14 protein-coding genes are annotated in these 18,956 nt (G+C 62.2%); 4 read left to right on the top strand and 10 right to left on the bottom strand.

The genetic code is table 11. From position 1 onward, the window contains the following. Positions 1–8: 8 nt before the first annotated feature. A complete protein-coding gene (lepA, locus tag DAD186_RS04805; protein ID WP_065247727.1) occupies positions 9–1,850 on the bottom strand; it encodes a translation elongation factor 4 in 1,842 nt (613 codons plus the stop codon). 121 nt (positions 1,851–1,971) lie between these two features. On the opposite strand from lepA, the gene DAD186_RS04800 reads away from it, so the two are divergent. Together DAD186_RS04800 and rpsT are read left to right on the top strand one after the other, a co-directional pair. Then, the gene (locus DAD186_RS04800) at positions 1,972–2,574 is read left to right on the top strand and encodes a type II toxin-antitoxin system PemK/MazF family toxin (RefSeq protein ID WP_065247726.1); all 603 of its coding nucleotides are present in this window, start codon (positions 1,972–1,974) and stop codon (positions 2,572–2,574) included. Between the two features lie 253 nt (positions 2,575–2,827). After that, complete coding sequence (rpsT, locus tag DAD186_RS04795; RefSeq protein ID WP_065247725.1) at positions 2,828–3,094, top strand: 30S ribosomal protein S20; 267 nt, start codon at positions 2,828–2,830, stop codon at positions 3,092–3,094. A 183-nt stretch (positions 3,095–3,277) separates the two neighbouring features. Here the strand turns inward: rpsT and DAD186_RS04790 are convergent, their stop codons facing one another. After that, a complete protein-coding gene (locus DAD186_RS04790) occupies positions 3,278–6,919 on the bottom strand; it encodes a coiled-coil domain-containing protein (RefSeq protein WP_065247724.1) in 3,642 nt (1,213 codons plus the stop codon). 291 nt (positions 6,920–7,210) lie between these two features. Further along, entirely contained in the window at positions 7,211–8,200 is a 990-nt protein-coding gene (gene holA / locus DAD186_RS04785) for a DNA polymerase III subunit delta (RefSeq protein WP_065247723.1), read from the bottom strand. A gap of 108 nt (positions 8,201–8,308) precedes the next feature. On the opposite strand from holA, the gene DAD186_RS11200 reads away from it, so the two are divergent. Then, complete coding sequence (locus tag DAD186_RS11200) at positions 8,309–8,653, top strand: TSUP family transporter (RefSeq protein WP_250647503.1); 345 nt, start codon at positions 8,309–8,311, stop codon at positions 8,651–8,653. Further along, complete coding sequence (locus DAD186_RS04780; RefSeq protein ID WP_335582195.1) at positions 8,542–9,102, top strand: sulfite exporter TauE/SafE family protein; 561 nt, start codon at positions 8,542–8,544, stop codon at positions 9,100–9,102. Before DAD186_RS11200 ends, DAD186_RS04780 begins: the two co-directional genes overlap by 112 nt. 19 nt (positions 9,103–9,121) lie before the next feature. On the opposite strand, the gene DAD186_RS04775 is transcribed toward DAD186_RS04780, so the two are convergent. The 7 genes from DAD186_RS04775 to DAD186_RS04740 all read right to left on the bottom strand — a co-directional run bounded on the left by DAD186_RS04775 (position 9,122) and on the right by DAD186_RS04740 (position 18,914). Next, complete coding sequence (locus tag DAD186_RS04775; protein ID WP_167550761.1) at positions 9,122–9,820, bottom strand: GntR family transcriptional regulator; 699 nt, start codon at positions 9,818–9,820, stop codon at positions 9,122–9,124. A gap of 464 nt (positions 9,821–10,284) precedes the next feature. Continuing rightward, entirely contained in the window at positions 10,285–12,678 is a 2,394-nt protein-coding gene (locus DAD186_RS04765) for a ComEC/Rec2 family competence protein (protein WP_126845839.1), read from the bottom strand. Further along, positions 12,659–13,501: a ComEA family DNA-binding protein gene (locus DAD186_RS04760; protein WP_082991085.1), complete on the bottom strand. Its 843-nt coding sequence runs from the start codon at positions 13,499–13,501 to the stop codon at positions 12,659–12,661. The genes DAD186_RS04765 and DAD186_RS04760 overlap by 20 nt, the downstream gene beginning before the upstream one ends. A 92-nt stretch (positions 13,502–13,593) precedes the next feature. Beyond that, the gene (locus DAD186_RS04755; RefSeq protein ID WP_065247718.1) at positions 13,594–14,262 is read right to left on the bottom strand and encodes a vitamin K epoxide reductase family protein; all 669 of its coding nucleotides are present in this window, start codon (positions 14,260–14,262) and stop codon (positions 13,594–13,596) included. Then, positions 14,255–15,235, bottom strand: coding sequence for an NAD-dependent epimerase/dehydratase family protein (locus DAD186_RS04750; RefSeq protein WP_065247717.1), 981 nt, complete (start codon positions 15,233–15,235; stop codon positions 14,255–14,257). Before DAD186_RS04750 ends, DAD186_RS04755 begins: the two co-directional genes overlap by 8 nt. Then, positions 15,232–17,895 (bottom strand): alpha/beta fold hydrolase, encoded by a 2,664-nt coding sequence (locus DAD186_RS04745; protein ID WP_065247716.1) that lies wholly within the window; start codon positions 17,893–17,895, stop codon positions 15,232–15,234. The genes DAD186_RS04750 and DAD186_RS04745 overlap by 4 nt, the downstream gene beginning before the upstream one ends. Beyond that, positions 17,889–18,914, bottom strand: a complete 1,026-nt coding sequence (locus DAD186_RS04740) for a 3-oxoacyl-ACP synthase III (protein WP_065248730.1) — start codon at positions 18,912–18,914, stop codon at positions 17,889–17,891. The genes DAD186_RS04745 and DAD186_RS04740 overlap by 7 nt, the downstream gene beginning before the upstream one ends. Positions 18,915–18,956: the final 42 nt, after the last annotated feature.

Raw genomic sequence — 18,956 nt, 5'->3', positions numbered from 1 at the left:
GTGCCTCCTTATTTGTTTTTGCCGTCGGCCGAGCCGGCGTCCGAGCGCAACGCCGCGATGAACGCTTCCTGCGGCACGTCAACCGAACCGATCGACTTCATCCGCTTCTTGCCTTCCTTCTGCTTCTCGAGCAGCTTGCGCTTACGAGAGATGTCGCCGCCGTAGCACTTGGAGAGCACGTCTTTACGGATTGCGCGGATGTTCTCGCGAGCGATGATGCGCGAACCGATTGCCGCCTGGATGGGCACCTCGAACTGCTGGCGAGGAATGAGGTTCTTGAGCTTGCCGGCCATCTCTACGCCGTAGTGGTAGGCCTTATCGCGGTGCACAATCGCGCTGAAGGCGTCCACCGTTTCGCCCTGAAGCAGCATGTCCACCTTGACCAGATCGGCCGCTTCCTCACCCTGCACGTCGTAATCGAGCGAGGCATAGCCTTTCGTTCGGCTCTTGAGCTGGTCGAAGAAGTCGAACACGATTTCGGCAAGGGGAAGGGTGTACCGAAGCTCCACGCGGTCTTCGCTCAGGTAGTCCATGCCCTTCATCGTTCCGCGCTTCGACTGGCACAGTTCCATCACGGTGCCCACGAATTCCTTGGGCACGAGGATCGTGGACTTCGCAACGGGCTCGCGGATCTCGTGAACCTTGCCCTCGGGGAAGTCCGAAGGGTTCAGCACTTCGACCTCGGTGCCGTCCTCCATCGTCACGTGGTAGATCACGCTCGGCGCGGTCGAAATCAGATCGAGGTTGAACTCGCGCTCGAGCCTCTCGCGCACGATCTCGAGATGAAGCAGGCCGAGGAAGCCCACGCGGAAGCCGAAGCCAAGCGCGGTCGAGGTCTCGGGCTCATAGTTGAGCGCGGCGTCGTTGAGTTTGAGCTTGTCAAGCGCGTCGCGAAGCGCCGGGTAGTCGGAGCCATCAATCGGGAAGAGCCCCGAGAACACCATCGGCTTCGGTTCGGAGTAGCCGGCTAGCGGTTCTTCGGCGCCGCGCAGCGCAGCGGTCACGGTGTCACCGACCTTCGACTGGCGCACGTCTTTCACGCCCGTAATGAGGTAGCCGACCTCGCCGGGGCCGAGCCCCTTCGTGGGCTTCGGCTCGGGCGAAATCACGCCGAGCTCGAGCAGTTCGTGAGTCGCACCGGTCGACATCATCTGAATTTTCTCGCGCGGGTCGAGCTGCCCGTCAACCACACGCACATACGTCACAACGCCCCGGTAGGTGTCGTACACGGAGTCAAAAATCATCGCGCGCGAGGGCGCATCGATGCGCCCATGGGGCTTCGGGATCGTGCGCACGACGTGATCGAGAAGCGCCTCAACTCCTTCGCCGGTCTTCCCGGAAACCTTGAGCACGTCGTCGGGTTCGCAGCCCACGAGCTGGGCGATCTCCGCGGCGTACTTTTCCGGATCGGCAGCCGGCAGATCAATTTTGTTGAGCACGGGGATGATCTCAAGGTCGTTATCGAGCGCGAGGTAGAGATTCGCGAGGGTCTGTGCCTCGATCCCCTGAGCGGCATCGACCAGCAAAATCGCGCCTTCGCACGCCGCGAGCGAACGCGAGACCTCGTAGGTGAAGTCCACGTGGCCCGGCGTGTCGATCATGTTGAGCGCGTATGCCTCGCCATCCACGACCCACGGCATGCGCACGGCTTGGCTTTTCACCGTGATGCCGCGCTCGCGTTCGATATCCATGCGGTCGAGGTACTGGGCCCGCATCGCACGCTCATCAACGACGCCGGTGAGCTGGAGCATGCGGTCGGCGAGAGTCGATTTGCCATGATCGATGTGCGCGATGATGCAGAAGTTACGAATCCTCTCCATGGAGGTCGCGGCTGGCTCGATCTCGCGCATGTTCGCGGGGGCGCTAGTCAACGGGAATCCTTTCGACGGGCAAAGATGCCTTCATTGTCCCATGCACACTCGTTTTTGGCCCGTTCACTCCCACCATCGCACGGGTTGATACGGTCACACCATGAGCGTTCTCTCCTCACTTAGATCCATCGCGGGCTCACTCGCCCGAAACCGTCAGGTCCAGCGGGCCGCGGGTCGCCTTGCCCGGGAGGGGGTGCGGGCCTTCGAAAACAAGCGAAAAGGGTCCGACGCTGGCCCGGCAAACGTCGGACCACAAACCCGCGATGGTGCCGGCCCAAGCGAAGCGCACTCCGCGCTCCCCGATCGCGCCAGCAGCGCTCCCCTGACCATCACGTATGCACCTGCGGCAGACGGCAACCCCGATCCGGGCGAGGTCGTGTGGGCATGGGTACCGTTCGAGGAAGATCCCTCGAAGGGCAAAGACCGCCCCGTACTCGTGCTTGCTGAGGAGGGCAATGGCGTCATTGTCACGCTTATGCTCACCTCGCGCGACCGTGGCAAGGGCGATCACACCGATGAACACGGCAATCGCTGGGTGGACATCGGCACCGGTTCGTGGGACGCCAAGCACCGTCCCTCGGAAGTGAGGGTCGATCGCCTCATTCGCCTCGAAGCATCGAAGGTGCGACGCGAGGGCGGCAAGCTCGACAAGGCTCGCTTTGATCGGGTGGCTAATGCCACACGCGAAGAGCACGGTTGGTGAGCTGAAGCCCTGTGCTTTCGCGCCGGCCGCTGGTAGAGTTGACGGCTGTATGTGTGAACATACTGCGCTGCGTGCGGCGTGCTTACACCCCTTTCGTGTCTCTGGGGCGTGGTGCTGCATGCGCCGGCGTGAGTTTTTCCGTTCGTGATGCGAACGTTTGACGTCTCCAGGCGATACCCCACCGCCCGTCCCCGTCGAGCGCGAGCACCTCTCATGAGCGGCGTTTCACCTCAACATCTAGAAAAGGCACCTCGTGGCAAACATCAAGTCCCAGATCAAGCGCATCAAGACCAACGCGAAGGCTCAGGAGCGCAACAAGGCGTACCGCAGCGAGCTCAAGACCTACGTGCGTAAGGTTCGCACCGCGGTCGCTGCCGGCGATGCTGATGCGTCGGCCAAGGCTCTTCGTGAGGCTTCGCGCAAGCTCGACAAGGCTGTGTCGAAGGGCGTTATCCACAAGAACCAGGCCGCGAACCGCAAGTCGGGCCTCGCGAAGCTTGTGGCGACTCTCGATAAGTGAGCATAGTCCGCGCGTTTTAGCGCAATGAAAGGCCCCGCTTCGGCGGGGCCTTTTTCGTTGCCTCTTTAGCGGCGCGGAGTCCGACGGCTCGCCGCTTTAAGTGCGAGCGCACCCCGGCAGTTGCGGATGGCAACCACCGGGGCGCGGTTTTCGTGTGTGTATGTCGCTTCTTGCGACCCTGCCTTAGTCGCGGCGCGCGCGGCGGCCAGAGTCGCTACGCGCGGCGAGGCCCGCGCCGCTGATCATACTGAGGGCAGCGAGACCTGCGAGACCCGCGGCGCCGAAGCCCGTACGTGGAAGCGCGTCAGGGCGCGAATCGTGCTCGCTCACCACAACTGTGTGAGCTGGCGTGCCCTTACGAGAACCGCCTTTCCCACGGCCTGACGCCTCAACCTCGGCCACGGCATCACTGATGGCAGCGTCTTCGCCTTCAGCTTCGGTTTGCTCTTCGCTGCCTTCTACCTCAGTTTCAGAGGAATCAGCGCCGGAATCTTCGTCAGCTGGCTCTCCTACACCAGGTTGTTCGGTGCTGCCAGGAGCGCCCGGCTCCACCAGTGCTTCAAGCCGTGCAAGTTCTGCCTCTGCGGCTGCGAGTCGGGCCTCGGCCATATCGAGCGCTGCTTGTGCGTCGGCCACTGCTATTTCGGCAGGGCTAACGGCAGCACGAGCGTCCTCGAGACCTGCCTCTGCAGCGAGGTAGGCTGCGCGGGCTTCTGCGACTTCGGGGTATGTCGCCTGATCGACACCATTGGCTACGACGCCGTCGAATGTGAGGCCCTCGGCTGCGGCGAGCACCATAGCTGCGGCCTCGCGCTTAGCCTTGGCAGGTTCGACGGCGGCGACTGCCTCGTTATATGCCGCTTCAGCCTTCTCAGCGCGGTCCCGGGCATTATCCAACTCCTCGGATGCTGCCGCGACGGCTGCGTTCGCATCGGCGAGATTCTTGGTATTGGCTTGGGCGGCGGCGAGAGCAGCGTCGGCATTGGCTTTCGCCTCCTCAAGCTCCTTCATGGGTGCCGTAGCGTCAGCGAGAGTCTTTTCGGCAGCCGCTCGCGCATTCTCTTCCTCTGCAAGAGCATTAGTAGCGCTCGTCGCCTTTTGCTGAGCGTCCACGACCGCGGTATTAGCGTCAGTGAGTGCTCGCTGAGCTGCGGAAAGCTCCTGGTCCGCGGCGGCAGCTGCCTCGCGTGCGTTGCCCAGTTCCGTACCGCTCGCGAGGTCAGCGAGGGTTTGCTGGGCCTTCGTTACGCGAGCCTCGGCATCGTCGTAGGCCTTCTGTGCTTGGGCTACGGCCTGCTGCTTGGCTTGCGTATCAGCCTCAAGCTGCTTCAAATCCGATTCAGCCGTAGCGTGAACCTGCTGCGCCTGCTGAAGGGCGTTTTGAGCCGGATCGAGCGCCTCTTCCGCCGCGGTGAGAGCCTGCTTCGCCTCCTCAACCTTCACGGCGAGCTCATCGCGCTTGTTTGAGTATTCTTCCAGGTCCTTCTTCAGATCCGCGATAGCAGTCGTATTCTTTGCGAGCGCATCCGCGGACGTATTGGCATTCGCCGCTGCCTGATCACTAGCGCGCATTGCTTGAGCCAAACGCTCTTCGGCGTCCTTCAACTCAGCTTGAGCGGCATCCAGGTTGGCCTTCGCGTCCGGGGTCGCAACCGCTGGTTGTTCAGTGAGACCCTCATACTGCTTCAGAAGCTCCTCGAAGCGGTCGACGCTCATGAGCTCTTTGGACTCCGCTTCGCTAATGGCCCAACCCGTTGGTGTCTTTCCGTAACCAGCCGCCATGCCGAGGCTATGCGTTTCTGCGAAATTGAACCCGTCCACCTCATTGGCATCCGTATTGAGGCCATATCCCATGGCCACAATCTTGGCGCCAGAATTCATATCAGCAATCAATCTGTAGTGCCCTGTGGCGCTACCCACCTGCGGATATTTTGCCTTGAAATCAAAGCCATACTCCTGCTGCGATTTGAGCACAAATTTTTCGAGCCAGAACCACCCCTGAGGCAAATCATTGACGTCTGGAGTTTGACCAGCCTTAACTTTGGCCATAGCGGCTTCGTACTGCTTTTGACCGTCAACCTCCGTACCGGGCATGTAGTAAGGGCGTTGACGCGAGGTAGTGCCATAGGGATCGAAGCTTTCCCAGCCCCACGCGAGATTTTCTCCTGCACCAAAAACATTCGAATGTTTCAACGTGTGCTCTTGGGACCAGTTGGCTTTCACCTGAGACACCGCCATGAGTCGCAGGCTCACTTGCGCCTCCGGCAGTTTCTCTACATCCTTCCGCAAGCGGTTTGCTTCCTTCATCCACTTGACGGAGGCCAGCATGTTCTTAAGGCTCGTCGCATCGTTGGCGTCGTCCTCGTTCGTTAGGGAAGTGACCACCCGAGAATCAACGGGGCTTCCATCCTCTTTCTCCGCTGGCGAAACCGTAGTTTTGTCATCAAGAATCTCAAGCGCCATGGTGGCCGACTCTGTATACCCCTGGCCCTTCATCCATTCGTAGAAGCCACGTGCAATCTTCGGGTAGGTGACGGCCGTTTCTTTCAGTGACTTTTCCGCCTCAGCCACGTTCTGTTGGGCCGTCGTTACCGCAGCCTGAGCCTCCTCCACCTTTTGTTGCGCTGCAGAAAGTGCCCTACCATCAGCATCCTTCTTGGTCTCAAGGCTCGCTGTTTTGTTCTGTTCAGTCTTAAGAGCAGCAGTCGCATCGTCGAGCTGTTCCTGGACTTGATCACGCTGACTCTCTAAACTGGAGAGGTTGCTTTGCGCCGTAGTGACAGCATTCTCAGCTTCGTTCGCCGCTTCCTGTGCTTTCTCAAGCTCACTCTTTGCCGTCTTGACTGCATTCTGCTGGTTCTCAACGGCAGTGTTTGCCTCCGCAAGCGCGGCATTTGCCGCACTCAATTCGTTCTGCGCGGTGTCGCGGGCAGCCACGGCGCTGTCGAGCTCTGCCTTAGCTTCAGTAGTGTCGGTCCCGCTCGCCGTTTCGAGCTCAGCGACGCGCGAATCGGCTTCGTCCTTGCGCGCCTGGGCGTCATTGACACGCGACTGAGCGGCTTTTTGTTCCTCTTGAGCTTTCGTGAGGGATTGCTCGGCCTCGGCCTTTGCGGCTTCGGCGTCGCTCACCTTCGTGGCAGCTTCATCGGCGGCCTTTTGCGCTTCGTCGACTTGTGATTGGGCTTCGGTCAACGCTTGCTCGGCAGCGGCGGCGTTTTCCTCAGCCTTGGCAAGATCCTCGGCCGCGGTGTCGGGTGTGGTCGATTCGACAGCACCAAGAGTCGCCTGCGCATTCTCCAGTTCTGCCTGGGCGTCGGCGAGAGCCTTGTCGGCGGCATTCTTCTCGGCCAGGGCCTGCTCCATGGCAGCGGTCACCTGATCGAGCTCTTCCGCAGCAGCCTGATCCGCGGCTTGCGCCTCGGCAATCTCGCGATCAATCTCGCCCTGCAGCTTCTGCGCCGCAGCAGCCTTGGACTCCTCAGCGGCCGCCGTCTCCCCAGTTCCTGCATCGAGATGCTTCTGCGCAACAGCGAGCTCGCCGCTAGCTACATCGCGCGCCTCGGTAGCCTTCTCGACGTCGACCCTCGCATCGGCGATCTGCTCCTCGAGGCTGCGCTCAGGGGTGGCATCACCGCCGCTTTCGGGGATTTCGACGCTCTCAGGGGCGGTTGCCTCGGGCGTTTCGGTACCTACGTGTGCAGCAGGGTCGGCCTCGGCGGGGGCGGCGATGGCAGCTGCGGGAGCGAGAAGTGACGTGACGGCAAGGGCGCCAATGCCAGCGTTGAAAGCACGATGGCGAGGGGAAGCGGCAGAGCGGTTCGGCATGGGGGTAACCTCCGGTGGGAAAACAAACCACCTTATGGATACCACTGTTATGCGCGTGCCAGTAGAGGCCCTCCACAAGAGTTATCAAAGTGTTATTGAGTGTGAGGGGGAACCTCGAGATTATTCGCGACGCCAGAGCCCTAAGTCCCAATGAGACACGGAATCGGCGGTTCGCTCAACCAAGGATGGCATGCAGTTGCGCCACGAGGTCCTTCGCAAACGACAGCACGAGAAGAAGGGTGAGAAGCGCACCGCCCACCACCCACAAAGCGGTTCGCCAGTCGAAACGATTCATGCCCGCCCCCTCTTCGCACGCGAGATCTCAACGATAAGGCGTTGAAGTGCCCACATCGGGTCGCGATCATTGCCTTTGACGGCAGCGTCAGCCTTCGCGAGTGACTCAAACACCGAGGCGAGGGCTCGATCCGAGTAGTGCCGCGCGAGCTGAGCGTTGTTGCGGAACATCCAATCCTGCATGCCCACGCTCTTCGCCGTCGCGCCAGGAATCGCTACCTGCGCAACCTGCCTAGCCTTACGCACGATCGTCGCCACGATAGCCACGGGAGAAAGGCCCGAGAGTTCCGCCTGGCGAAGAAGCACGAGCGCTTCACGCTCTTTGCCGGCGAGGCAAGCGTCGGCAATCGCAAACCCCGTGGTTTCCGCACGCCCCGCCGTGAGTGCCTCCACGTGGCGGAGCGTGATTGGACCGGCCTGCTGCCCCGATTCTGGCTCGGTGTCACGCATGAGCTGGGTGCTGACGGCCGCGAGTTCCATGAGGTCGGTGCCGAATGCATCAACGAGCGCTTTGACGGCATCGGAATTGACGCGGCGTCGTGCGCGTGAAAACTCGCTCATGGCGAACGTCATCTTCGCCTTCGGCGTTTTAATCTCGGCTGCATTGACCCATGGTGCTCCCGACTTCTTGACGGCGTCGAGGAGCTTCTTGGCACGTTGATCCCCCCGGTTAATGAGCACGAGCGTGACATCTTGCTCGGGGCTCTTCACGTATTCCAGAAGAGCGTTGATGAGAGGCTCCGCGCCGCGTGTCACCTCGTCGATAATGACGAGGCGTGGCTCGCCGAACAGCGAGGGTGCCGTGTATTGGAGCAGGCCACTCTTCGTGATCTCAGTCGAAATGAAACGGTGAACCTCAAGGTCCGCATGGCGTTCGCGACTGAGGTCGACGATGCGTTCGAGCGCGCGCTGGGCGAGGAGCGCCTCCTTGCCCGCGATGAGCACAACGGGCGCGGGTTCGATACTGTGCCACTGGACTTCGGCCATGGGGAGAGTCTATCGACCACAGGGCGAACATCCCGCGTCTACGCGCCATCAACCGGCTAGCGTAACGCCTATCGTTTCTATGTATACAAAGCTTCGGAGGTGGGTCGCGTGGAGATCCTGAGCGTGTTGCTCCTGTTCGTCATGGGCATACTCGCGGGCATCGTCAACGCCGCCGTGGGCTCCGGGTCTCTCCTCACGCTCCCGGTGCTCCTCGCACTCGGAGTTCCACCCGGCGTCGCCGTTCGCACCAATACGATCGGCATGTCATTCGCCACGATCGCCTCGGTGCTCGGCTTCCGCAAGGAAATCGCCGCGGAAAAGCTCACCTCGCCCCGCTATCGATCACGACTATTCTGTGTGCAAGCGCCGGCTCAATCCTGCTGCTGCTCTCCCCCTCACGCGCACTCGATATTGTCGTCCCCATTCTCATCATCGTTGCGCTCATCCTCGTGATCGGCCAGCCTTCCCTCACGGCATGGCTCAAAAAACGACGAGAGACAGAGCCGAGTGAGCCCACAGGTCCCGTGGGGGCGGCATACGAAAGCCCGTGGCTCGTGGCACCCATGGGCGCCGCAGCGATCTACGGCGGATATTTCACCGCGGCCCAGGGTGTGCTCTACATGGGCATCCTCGGTATCACCACTTCGCGCAGCATGAAGGACGTCAACCCCGTTAAGAACCTCACGCAGTTGTATGTAAACGCGACCGCGGCGCTCGTGTACCTCGTCGCCTTTGTCTTTTTCGACGCACCCGTGTGGTGGGTTGGAGTCGCCATCCTCGCATTCGGCGGAATGATTGGGGGGTACGTGGGTTCACACCTCGCAAAGCGCCTACCGAACTCTGTTTTGCGTGCGACGATCGTCGTCGTAGCGCTCGTCGCTCTCGTGCGCCAATTCGTGTGAATTCCGAGGCGGTTACGGTCTAACGATCCTCGTCCGCGAGGTTGGCGAGACTCGCGAGGAAAGAATCGCGCGAGGCCTTGAGATGCTCGCCCATGAGCGTTTGCGCCTTTATCGCCTCTCCCGCACGCACAAGTTCGTAGATCCGCTTATGCTCATCCCACGCGGACGTGTCGCGAGTGAGCGTGAACCCGTGGTGGGCGCTGTGAAGCCACTCCACACGCCCCCCAATCTGTTGAAGAATGTTGCTGAGAACCGGGCGCATGGCGAGATCCGCGAGCCCCTGGTGCACGCGAAGATTGGCCTCGGCGATTCCCGCACCATCGCGGTTCGCGAAGGCTTGATCCCCCTGCGCGAGGGCTTCCTCAATTTCCGTGCACAGACGGCGCGAACGTTCCACATGGGCGGCGCCGGGGGCGGAAAACTCGGCAAAACTGGCGGCAGCATCATGCACGAGGGAGGTCTCGAGAGTGATGCGCAGGTCAAACAGCTCGCGCGCGTCATCAAAGGGTGGGTGGGCCACGCGGGATCCGACGTTTGCCCGCGTCTCCACGAAACCTTCGGCTGTGAGAATGCGCAACGCCTCACGGATGGGAACGCGGGAGAACTCGAACTCCTTTGCGAGCGCTACCTCGCGAAGCGGCGTGCCAGCCTGATACTGGGCGGCAATAATTCGCTTACGGAGAGTGGCGGTCACGGTCTTCGCCGCGGCGTCAGACACGCATGAACTCCCTTCCGGGGACGGCATCGAGCAACCCCCGGGTGTACTCATGTTGGGGGGTTTCGCACGACATCGTACACCGGGCCCATTTCCACGAGCTTTCCGGACCTCATCACGGCAACGTGATCCGCGAGATTCGCCACCACCGCGAGGTCGCGGGGTCAAGCTTGTCGGGTTCTGCTGAGAGAGCCATGGCGAGATCGCCACCATTGCGAAAGCTCTGTCCCGTGGAATTACTGTCCACAATGTCGGGCCGCTCCGGTGGATCTTCGAGACTTTGGCGTGGGACGCACCCCGCGCCGACGAACGCCACGAGGCCTGCGCTAAGTACCGTTCTGCGCTTCATCCCGGAGCCCCCTTCAGAGGAGCTTTCGAGGCACCTCCCCGAAGCTTTGTATACGACCTGAAGGGTGACATCGAGTGCGTCGACTTGGTTCACATCTTGAGATCTTTTGTATGCATACTCATGGCAATGGGACAACCCTCCACCCTTCCGGGGTGCGCTCAAAGGCCAGCATTCCGTCCGTGTCGGTGCGCCTCAGCACCGCCCCTTGCCGCTCAAGCATCGTGAGCGTTCGTGGATGCGGATGCCCGAAGGTGTTCTCACCAACACCGATGACGGCGAGTGCGGCTCGCGAGCGCTCATAAAGCTCGGGCGCCTGCCGCCGGGAACCGTGATGCGCAACCTTAACGAACTCAACGGGTTCCACGACCCCCGAACGCGCAAGGCTAGCTTGCGCATTTGGCTCTAGATCCCCTAGCGTCAAGGCGCTCCATCCGGGCGCCTTCACAAGCATCGAAATTGAACAGTCATTAAGCGCGGACTCCTCTCCCCCACCCTCGCCAGCACCAACGACTCGCGCTTCCTCGGCTGAGCGCGGCCACACAACCTCGAGGGAAAGCGCCCCCAGGGTTTCCGTGCGGGGTGCGAGCACCGCTTCCACCTCAGCACGCGGGAGTTTGGGTTCCGTAGATGTATCCAGAGGGCACACCCATGCACTCTCTGGTGCCCACTGCCCCTCAAGTGCAGGGATACCCCCGTCGTGGTCGGCGTGAGGGTGGGTCACGACGAGAAGATCGATCGACTCTACGCTGGCCCGATCGAGGCAACTCGCGAGCTTTGCCGGGTCGGGTCCCGTATCGATGAGCACCGTGTGCTCGCCCGCGCGCACGAGCATGGCATCGCCTTGCCCCACGTCGCACATCACGACATCCCAGTCCCCCGCGTCGTGACTCACGATCCGTGAGCCACCAACCACGAGAAGAACGATCACAACGAAGGCAATCGCGAGGCGCACTTCTCTCCGCTTGCGAAGCCATAGCGTGAGACCCACAAGCACAATCACCCCAGCCACGGTCAGCGCCCCTGTTGCACCGACAGGAAGAGCAATATGCGCACCCGGAAGTGAGGAACTTACCTGCGCGATGAGCACAAGGATGTGTGCGCCTGCCCCGGAGACGGCGAAAAACGGCATCGCCAGCGGCGGCCAGACGTGCGCGACAAGAATGCCCGCGAACCCCACCACGGTCGCGGGAGCCACAACAATTTCGGCAGCGATATTGGCAGGTACCGCCCACACGGAAGTTTCGGGAGCGAGCAAAAGCAAGACGGGAGTACACGCAGCCTGGGCAACCGTCGGAACGGCAAGCACGAGCGCAAGATTCCGCGAGATTCGCCCACCGCTGACCTGCTGGAGGACATCCGCGAGTGGAACTGAGAGAGCGAGGATCGCCCACGTGGCCCCGACGCTCAGCACGAATCCCACTTCCCCCACGAGTGAAGGGTCAAGGAGGCACCATGTGAGTACGGTGAGAGCGAGGGCGTTCACGGCTGGGGTGCGAAATCCCCAGTAGCGACCAATCATGAGGGGCACGGCCATGAGCGCGGCTCTCAGCAGACTAGGTTCGGATCCCACGGCAGCGACATACACGACGATTCCCACCGCACCCGCGACTACCCTCGCCTTGCGTCGCACGCCGAACGCGAGAAGCGGCAGAGTGACAAACGCGTAGGTTAGCGCGATGTTTGCGCCCGAGGCGGCAACGAGGTGGGTGAGACCCGAAGTCGCCATGGCATCCTTCGTGTCTTTGTCAAGCCCGGTCACGTCGCCAAGCGTCATGCCTACCACGAGCGCGGATTCATTTAGCGGGAGGAATGCCGATGTCTCGCGCACGAGGTCCTTGCGTGCGTTGCGCCAGTCTTCGAGGAAGCGCCCTATTCGTGACGCAAATCCCTCATTCTTCTCATTCGCGACCTTCGATCGCTCCCACTCGGTGACGTCGAGGAAAAGGGTCGAACCGTCCCGTTCAGCGTAGCCCCGCGCCGTGAGAATCTCGCCCCGTGCAAGCGAAAACGGATTTTCCCCGCGCGTCTTCTCGCTCCACGTCAACACAATGCGTCCGTTGCCAGGAAGCTCCTGCTTCCCCGCTCCCACCGAAATCGTCGGCGTCACAGGCCGAGCGGATGCGCGGGCGCGTGCCGTATCCCATGCGCGTGTTTTCCTGGGTTCCGACGGTTGCTCGCCAAGAGCGACCTGCACCTCGGTCACGACGTTTCTTATCGAGAGCGCCTCGTCGAGGCTCAGCTCCGCGGCGTGCGCACGCCCGACCGGCCCGGCGATCGCCGCCCCGAGAGCAACGGCAAGGAGGGCGTGTGCCCGCACGCGCCTATCGCGAACCATGAGCATGAGGAGGCCCGGGAGGATCACGGCGAGCAGAACAACGGGGCCGAAGGCAACCCCTGCAATCGTCGCGGGCCATACCACCACAGCGTGAGGGATAAGGCTTAAACCCCGAACGGGCTTCTCGCCGAAACCGCCGACTCCAGCGCCGAGAGCGTCACACGGTGATGCGTTCACGAAGTTTCTCGAAGATCGCGGGACCAATCCCTTTGACGTCTTGGAGCTGTTCGATACTCGTGAAGGCGCCGTTTGTGGTGCGATGTTCAACAATCCGGGACGCGATGGCGGGCCCCACGCCGGGAAGTTCTTCAAGCTCGCTTTCCGTGGCGGTGTTGATGTTGAGGAGTCCGTGATCCGAAGGGTTCTCTCCCGTGGAGTCACCGGGTGTTGCACCTTGCTGCGGCGAAGGAGCGGGTAGCCCTGCGGGAATATCCTCACCTTGGCGCGGAACGAACACCTGCTCACCGTCACTCACCACTCGTGCGAGATTGAGCCGGCTGAGGTCAGCTTCATCCGTGGCGCCACCCGCCGCTTCGAGTGCCTCCCCTACGCGGGAATCGGCGGGAAGTTCCACAACGCGAGGATCCTTCACGGCTCCCACAACATGAACGAGTATGGTGTGCGGCGCCTCTGGCGAGGCTACGGGCTGGGCTGCACCGCCCACAATTGCGGGAGGGCTTGAGGCCGTGGGCGCTGCACTCGCGAAGTCCCGCGGCGAACTAGTGGAGTGCGGCGGTCCCGGTGGCGCCTCCTCATTGACGGCAACCGTGTCCTCACGTGGTGTCATCGATGTCGCCATGTGGGCACCGCCGAGGGCGAGTGCACCCGCCGTGAGAATGCCGAGGAGCACTCGAGGCTCCTTGAGCGCTGACCATCGAAACCCTCTGCGTTCCCCCGAACTCTCGCGGGACCATTCCTCGATCTCGTCCCACGAGCGCGTGCCCGTGCTCCCGTTGATGTCCGCGCGATGCCGCCCCTCGCGCCCCGTGTCAGTGTTCATAGCCTCACACTAAAAACAAGAAACGACCATGAAAATAGCCCGGCCATCCGCTGGGGATAACCGGGGCATGTGGAGGCAGAAGCGCAGCAGGACTAGAAAAACATCGCCTGCCACTCAGGAAGGAATACGAAGAACGCCGTAATAATCACGAGCGCGTACCACGCAAGCGAAAGCACAACCCATGAGCGCAGTACAGCGCGCACCGGCCCCCTCACCTCAATCACGTTCTCCTCAACGAGGAAAGCCACGAAGGAGAAGAACATGGGCGCCACCACAACCCACACAACGAGACACCACGGGCACAGCGCGCGAATCGCGAACAGCGCGTTGCTCGAGAGCCACAGCACGAAAGCAAAGGCAAAGGCAAGCCCACCGAAGGTCGCCCACTGGAACCATCGCGGAAGCTCGACGCGCGAAAGATGAAGCGCCCCCACAACCCCCATGATCGAAAAGCCGAAAAAGCCGAGGTACATGTTGGGCATGCCGAACGTTTGCCCCTGCCATGTTTGGAGGAACGTCCCGCACGAAATGAACGGGTTGATATCGCAGGCCAGCGACGCGTTCGGATCTTCAAGAATCGCGAGTTTATCCTGCATGAGCGCGAAAGACGCGATGAGGCCAAGAGTCGATCCGAGCACCAACACGAGCCCTACGGTCAATCTCGACGCGCGAGGCTTCGCATCCCGCTCGGCACGAATCTCGGCATCAATGGCAGCAATCTCCGCATCATGAGCGGAGGAGATGGTTAAATCTTCAGTCACGCTGCTTATCGTAGTATACCTTGAGGTTCGCGAAGCCCTCGTCCATACTTACGCGCGGCTTCCACTGCAAACGCTCGCATGTGCGGCGCTGATCAAACCAGTGCGCGGTCGAAAGCTGCTCCGCGAGGAACTCGGTCATGGGCGGCTCATCATAACCTGGGCGAAGCTCCCACACCTTCTCGATGACGCGACCGGCAATCCGCGCAGCAGGGCCGGGAACCGTGATCCGTGGGCGTGAGACGCCTGCGGCGTCGCACAGCCCCACTACGAAGTCGCGAACGGTGCGCGGCTCGCCATTCGTGATCACGAAGCTCTCGCCATGCACGTGCTCGATGCGGTTGAGAGCTGCCACGAACGCCTCCGCGGCGTTGTCGATGTACGTCGTGTCAATGAGCGCCATACCGCGGTCAAGGAGAGGCATGGTGCCTTTGCGGCCACGCTCGACGATGCGCTCAACAAGTTGCGTGTCGCCAGGCCCCCACACGATATGCGGGCGCAAAGTCGTCACGAGAATACCATCGCTGCCGTCAGCCTCCATCGCCACGAGCTCGGCGGCGGCTTTGGTACGGGCGTAGGGCCCGCGGGCGCGCGTGGGTTCGGGGGCGGTCGCGTCGAGTCCGACGATCGCCTCGCCAAAGTGTGCGACCGACGGCGAAGAGGTGTTCACGAGCTTTCCGCCGCCCTGCGCGCGAAGTGCATTCACGACGTTGCGGGTGCCATCGATATTGACGGCGCGGTACTCCTCTTCGGGGCCCGAGATCGAGACCTTGGCAGCGAGGTGCACGACTGCATCGTGACCGTCAACGGCGCGTCGCACATCAGCCGCTTCGGTGAGCGAACCGCACACGTCCTTGACGCCGTCGATCCCAGCGGGGCGGCGCTGAAACGCGCTCACCTCATGGCCTGCATCGCGGAGCCGCTTTGCTACTTCACCGCCGAGCATGCCGCTCGCACCGGTCACGAGAACCTTCACAGCGCGCTCCTTTCACCGGCAAGTTCACGCTCGGCCCACGCTCCGAGACGCGCCCGCTCGATCTTCGAGTTATGGCGAATATCGGTGGGGAGCGTTGTCGTCTCAAAAGCGGCGGTCACGGCGATGCCGGTCGCTGCCTCAACCGCTTCACGAATCGCAGCCTGACGCTCCGGGGTCGCAGGCTTCGGCGTCTGGCCCTTGCCCGGGCGGAACGTCGCGGGATCCTCATAGATGACCACTACCTGCTGGGTGCCCGAAGGGCCCACACCGCACACACCCGCGCGGCGCACAAACTCGAGGCTTTCCGCGGCCTTCTCAATTTGCACGGGAGTCACGGGGCCCGCCGCGGTGGTCAGCACGTGGGCGAGGCGGCCCTCGACCCAAAGACGCCCCTCGGCATCAAGTTGGCCAACATCGCCCGTCGCGTGGTAGCCCTCGCAGCGCATCGACTCGCGGGTCGTATCCCACAACATGAGGTAGCGGTCGCGAACGTGCGCAGCGCGCACCATGATCTCGCCAGCGACGCCTGGCTCTGTCGTCACAGTCGAGGCTGCGCAACCGTCGGACTCAAGCGGTGCAATTGCAAGCTCCACGCGTGGTACGGGCCCGCCCACGCACACACCGCTGCCCTCGCCTGCGGATTCGATTCCCTCAAGATCAATCGCGGCAACCGCGAGACACTCGGTCATGCCATACGGCGAGTACGAGTGCGCATTCGGCAACACATCGCGTAGCGCGCGAAGAAGAGGCGCCGGGATCGGCGCGCCGGCGCTAAAGAAGCTCGGCACACGCGAAAGCGCTTCGCGCTGGCGGTCGTTGAGATCACCTGCGGTATCGATAATGTTCTGGAGCGCCGCCGGCGCGGTGAAGACCGCGGGCGAACCGAGTTCATCAACGGCATCGGCGAGGGCGCTAGCCGTGAGCTCTCCCGGTCGTGTCACATCCATCTCAGGCACGATGCTCGGCGCACCAAGAGCCGGCCCGAGCAGAGCAAACGGCGCGAAGCCGGCAACCAGGCCGCGCTCCGGGCGAAGCTGAAGCGTGTCGCCAACGGCCGCAAACATCGCGCTCGCCTGGCGGTGCGTGTACACGGCACCCTTCGCGGGCCCTGTGGAACCAGACGTGAACAACACGAGCGCATCCGCATCCGGATCAATATCCGCGGTGTCATCCCCGCCGCCCAGCGCATGGATCTGCTCCCCCTCGCGCATAAGCTCGTCAATCGACGTACTGACGCCAAAAACGGTGCGATCAATCGTGGGGAGTGTGCGCACCGAAAGGCGTTCGCCCGGCCAACCGAGTGCCCGCGCCCCCGCGAGAGCCGTGGGGATACCCACGACGTAGTCGATGTGCGCACCCACGATCGCCCGGGTCAGGCCCTTAATGCCGAGGCCTGCATCGGCGACGACCGCGACCGCGCCGATACGCAAACACGCGTACAACACGGCGGTGAGGTCAGCGCCCGGGGTGACGAGAACGCTTACGCGATCTCCCGCCTTGATTCCGTGCGCGCGCATGCCGCTCGCGAGCTGCGAGACGCGCTTTTCAAGCAGGCTCCACGTAATCGTTCGCGGCCCTTCGGCGAGCATCTCCACGACCGCGGGTTCAAAGGCCGTTGCGGGATCGCTCGCACGCTCCGTGATGAGAGATCCGAGGCGTTGATATTCGGGTTGCTCAGCGTAGGTCGACACGGAACGCTCGCGCAGATTTTCGCCCTTGACGAGACGCTCATCGAGCCAGCGACTCACGACACCCGCAACGGGCGCGTCCTCCCACACAAGATGCGACGCACCCTCGAAGCGATGCACATCCGCGTGCGGTACACGTTCGAGAAGATCACGCAGGTAGCGGTCCGAGAACACGACATCTCGCGGCCCCCACACCATGAGGGTCGGAACGGCCATGCTCTTGAGACCTTCGGCAAGACGCTCCAAGGTCGCGCGCGACGGGTGTTCTGCACTCGCCGGGATATCGGCCACAAAGGTTTCAATTCCGCGACGGCGCGCCTTCCCACGGTACGGAGCGTAGTAGCCCTCGCGCACCTCGCGAGGCAGCGGCGGCTTGGAAAGATTGACGGTCGTGCGGAGGAAAGCGTCGGTGCGCGAGGTCGAGAACGGTAAGAAGCCAGGCGCGGTCGCGAGCTGAAGCGAGGCCGGCAGCGATTCGCCGAGCTTCTGGTGAATCGCGGTGTTCGTGAGAATCATGCCGATCACGTCGTGGCGATTATCGAGTGCCCAACCAATCGAGACGATGCCGCCCCAATCATGACCCACCGTCACGACATTGCCCGCAAGGCCGAGCGCATCCGTGAAAAGCGAGAGATCGGTGATGCGATCCTGAAGGCGGCGCTCGTGACCCGTGCGCTCCGAGTACCCCATCTCAAGCTGATCAACGGCAACGACGCGCCAGCCGGATGCGAGCATCTCCTCGTTGAACAGGCTGCGATACAGGAAGGAATAGGTGGGATTGCCGTGCACGCACAGAAGCGTGCCACGGGGCTCGACGCCTCGCTCCTCTAGCTGGCGGGCATTGTCGAGGTAGTGCCAACGGCGCACATCGCCAAACGAATCACGCACCTCAAGGGTGTGGTGCAGTTCAGGCTGCACTCCGGGAAGGTCGGGAACGTCCTGTACATCGTGGAAGTCCTTGGCGCTCACCACTGCACCTCCATCATCGCGGTGTTGAGGCCCGAGCCTACGCCGAGGAGCAGCAGCTCATCACCCTTCGCGAAACGGTCTTGGTTGAGGGCAAGCGTAAGCGGAACGGCCTCGGCGGCAATGTTGCCAAGTTCGGGGAACGTCACCGGAATGATCTCAGGGTTGATTCCCATGGCCTTCGCGAACGCACGCGTGTACACCATCGACACCTGATGGGTGATGTACCACTGCTTATTCGAATATTCGCGACCGCTTTCTTCGGCGGCGCGCCACGTTTGCGTCACGAGCTCGAGGCCGTTTTCGAGCAGACCAGCCGTATCGGTACGCATGTCGTCCATATTGCCGATGCACAGCTCGTGATGCTCGGTGCCCGCGCGCGTCTGCGTGTGCACGATCCGGTGGCCATCCGGGTGCTTATCGAAGCGTCCCACGACAGCCGCGGCAGCGCCCGAACCGAGCGTGAGCGACGCAAACTGGTTATTGAAATCCTGGCGGGTCGAGTTCTTGTCGTTGAGGCGCGCGATGGTGCGTCGCTGCACCTCTTCAACATCCTCCGCGCCCACGATGAGTGCGTAGTCGATTTGACCGGCGTCGATGAGCCCGGCGGCGAGGGTCATCGCATTAACAAAGCCGAGGCACGCATTCGTGATGTCAAAATTCATGCACGAAGCGGGCATACCGAGCGCCGCGTGAATATGGGCACTCATCGCCGGCTCGAGGTGCTGACGCGAAACGGAAGCGTTGATGAGGATCCCGATGTCCTCGCGCGTGATGCCCGCGCTCGCCATCGCACGCTCAGCGGCAATCACAGCACCCTGTTTCCACCCGTTCTCGGGATCTTTCCACCATCGCCGCTCGTACACACCGGCGACGCGCTGAAGTGTGCCCTTCGGCAACCGCAAGCGCTTGCGGGCCGGTGAAAGCATCTCGTCGATCGAGTCAGAAGTGACGGGAACCTGAGCTTCCACGGCGGAAACGGAGAGAATGGCGGCGTTTTTATGGTCAAACGCGGTGTTGGGAATCACTACTACTATTCGCTTTCGGTCTCGGTTCGCGCCTCTCAA

The organism is Dermabacter vaginalis, assembly GCF_001678905.1.
In the GTDB taxonomy this organism is placed as follows: domain Bacteria; phylum Actinomycetota; class Actinomycetes; order Actinomycetales; family Dermabacteraceae; genus Dermabacter; species Dermabacter vaginalis.
The sequence above is the reverse complement of the archived record's forward strand: the minus strand, read 5'-3'. Positions and strand labels throughout refer to the sequence as shown.

Coding starts and splice junctions, on each gene's coding strand:
- DAD186_RS04760 (WP_082991085.1), bottom strand. CDS start 13,501: ATGAACACTGACACGGGGCGCGAGGGGCGGCATCGCGCGGACATCAAC.
- lepA (WP_065247727.1), bottom strand. CDS start 1,850: ATGCGCGAGATCGAGCCAGCCGCGACCTCCATGGAGAGGATTCGTAAC.
- holA (WP_065247723.1), bottom strand. CDS start 8,200: ATGGCCGAAGTCCAGTGGCACAGTATCGAACCCGCGCCCGTTGTGCTC.
- DAD186_RS04790 (WP_065247724.1), bottom strand. CDS start 6,919: ATGCCGAACCGCTCTGCCGCTTCCCCTCGCCATCGTGCTTTCAACGCT.
- DAD186_RS04800 (WP_065247726.1), top strand. CDS start 1,972: ATGAGCGTTCTCTCCTCACTTAGATCCATCGCGGGCTCACTCGCCCGA.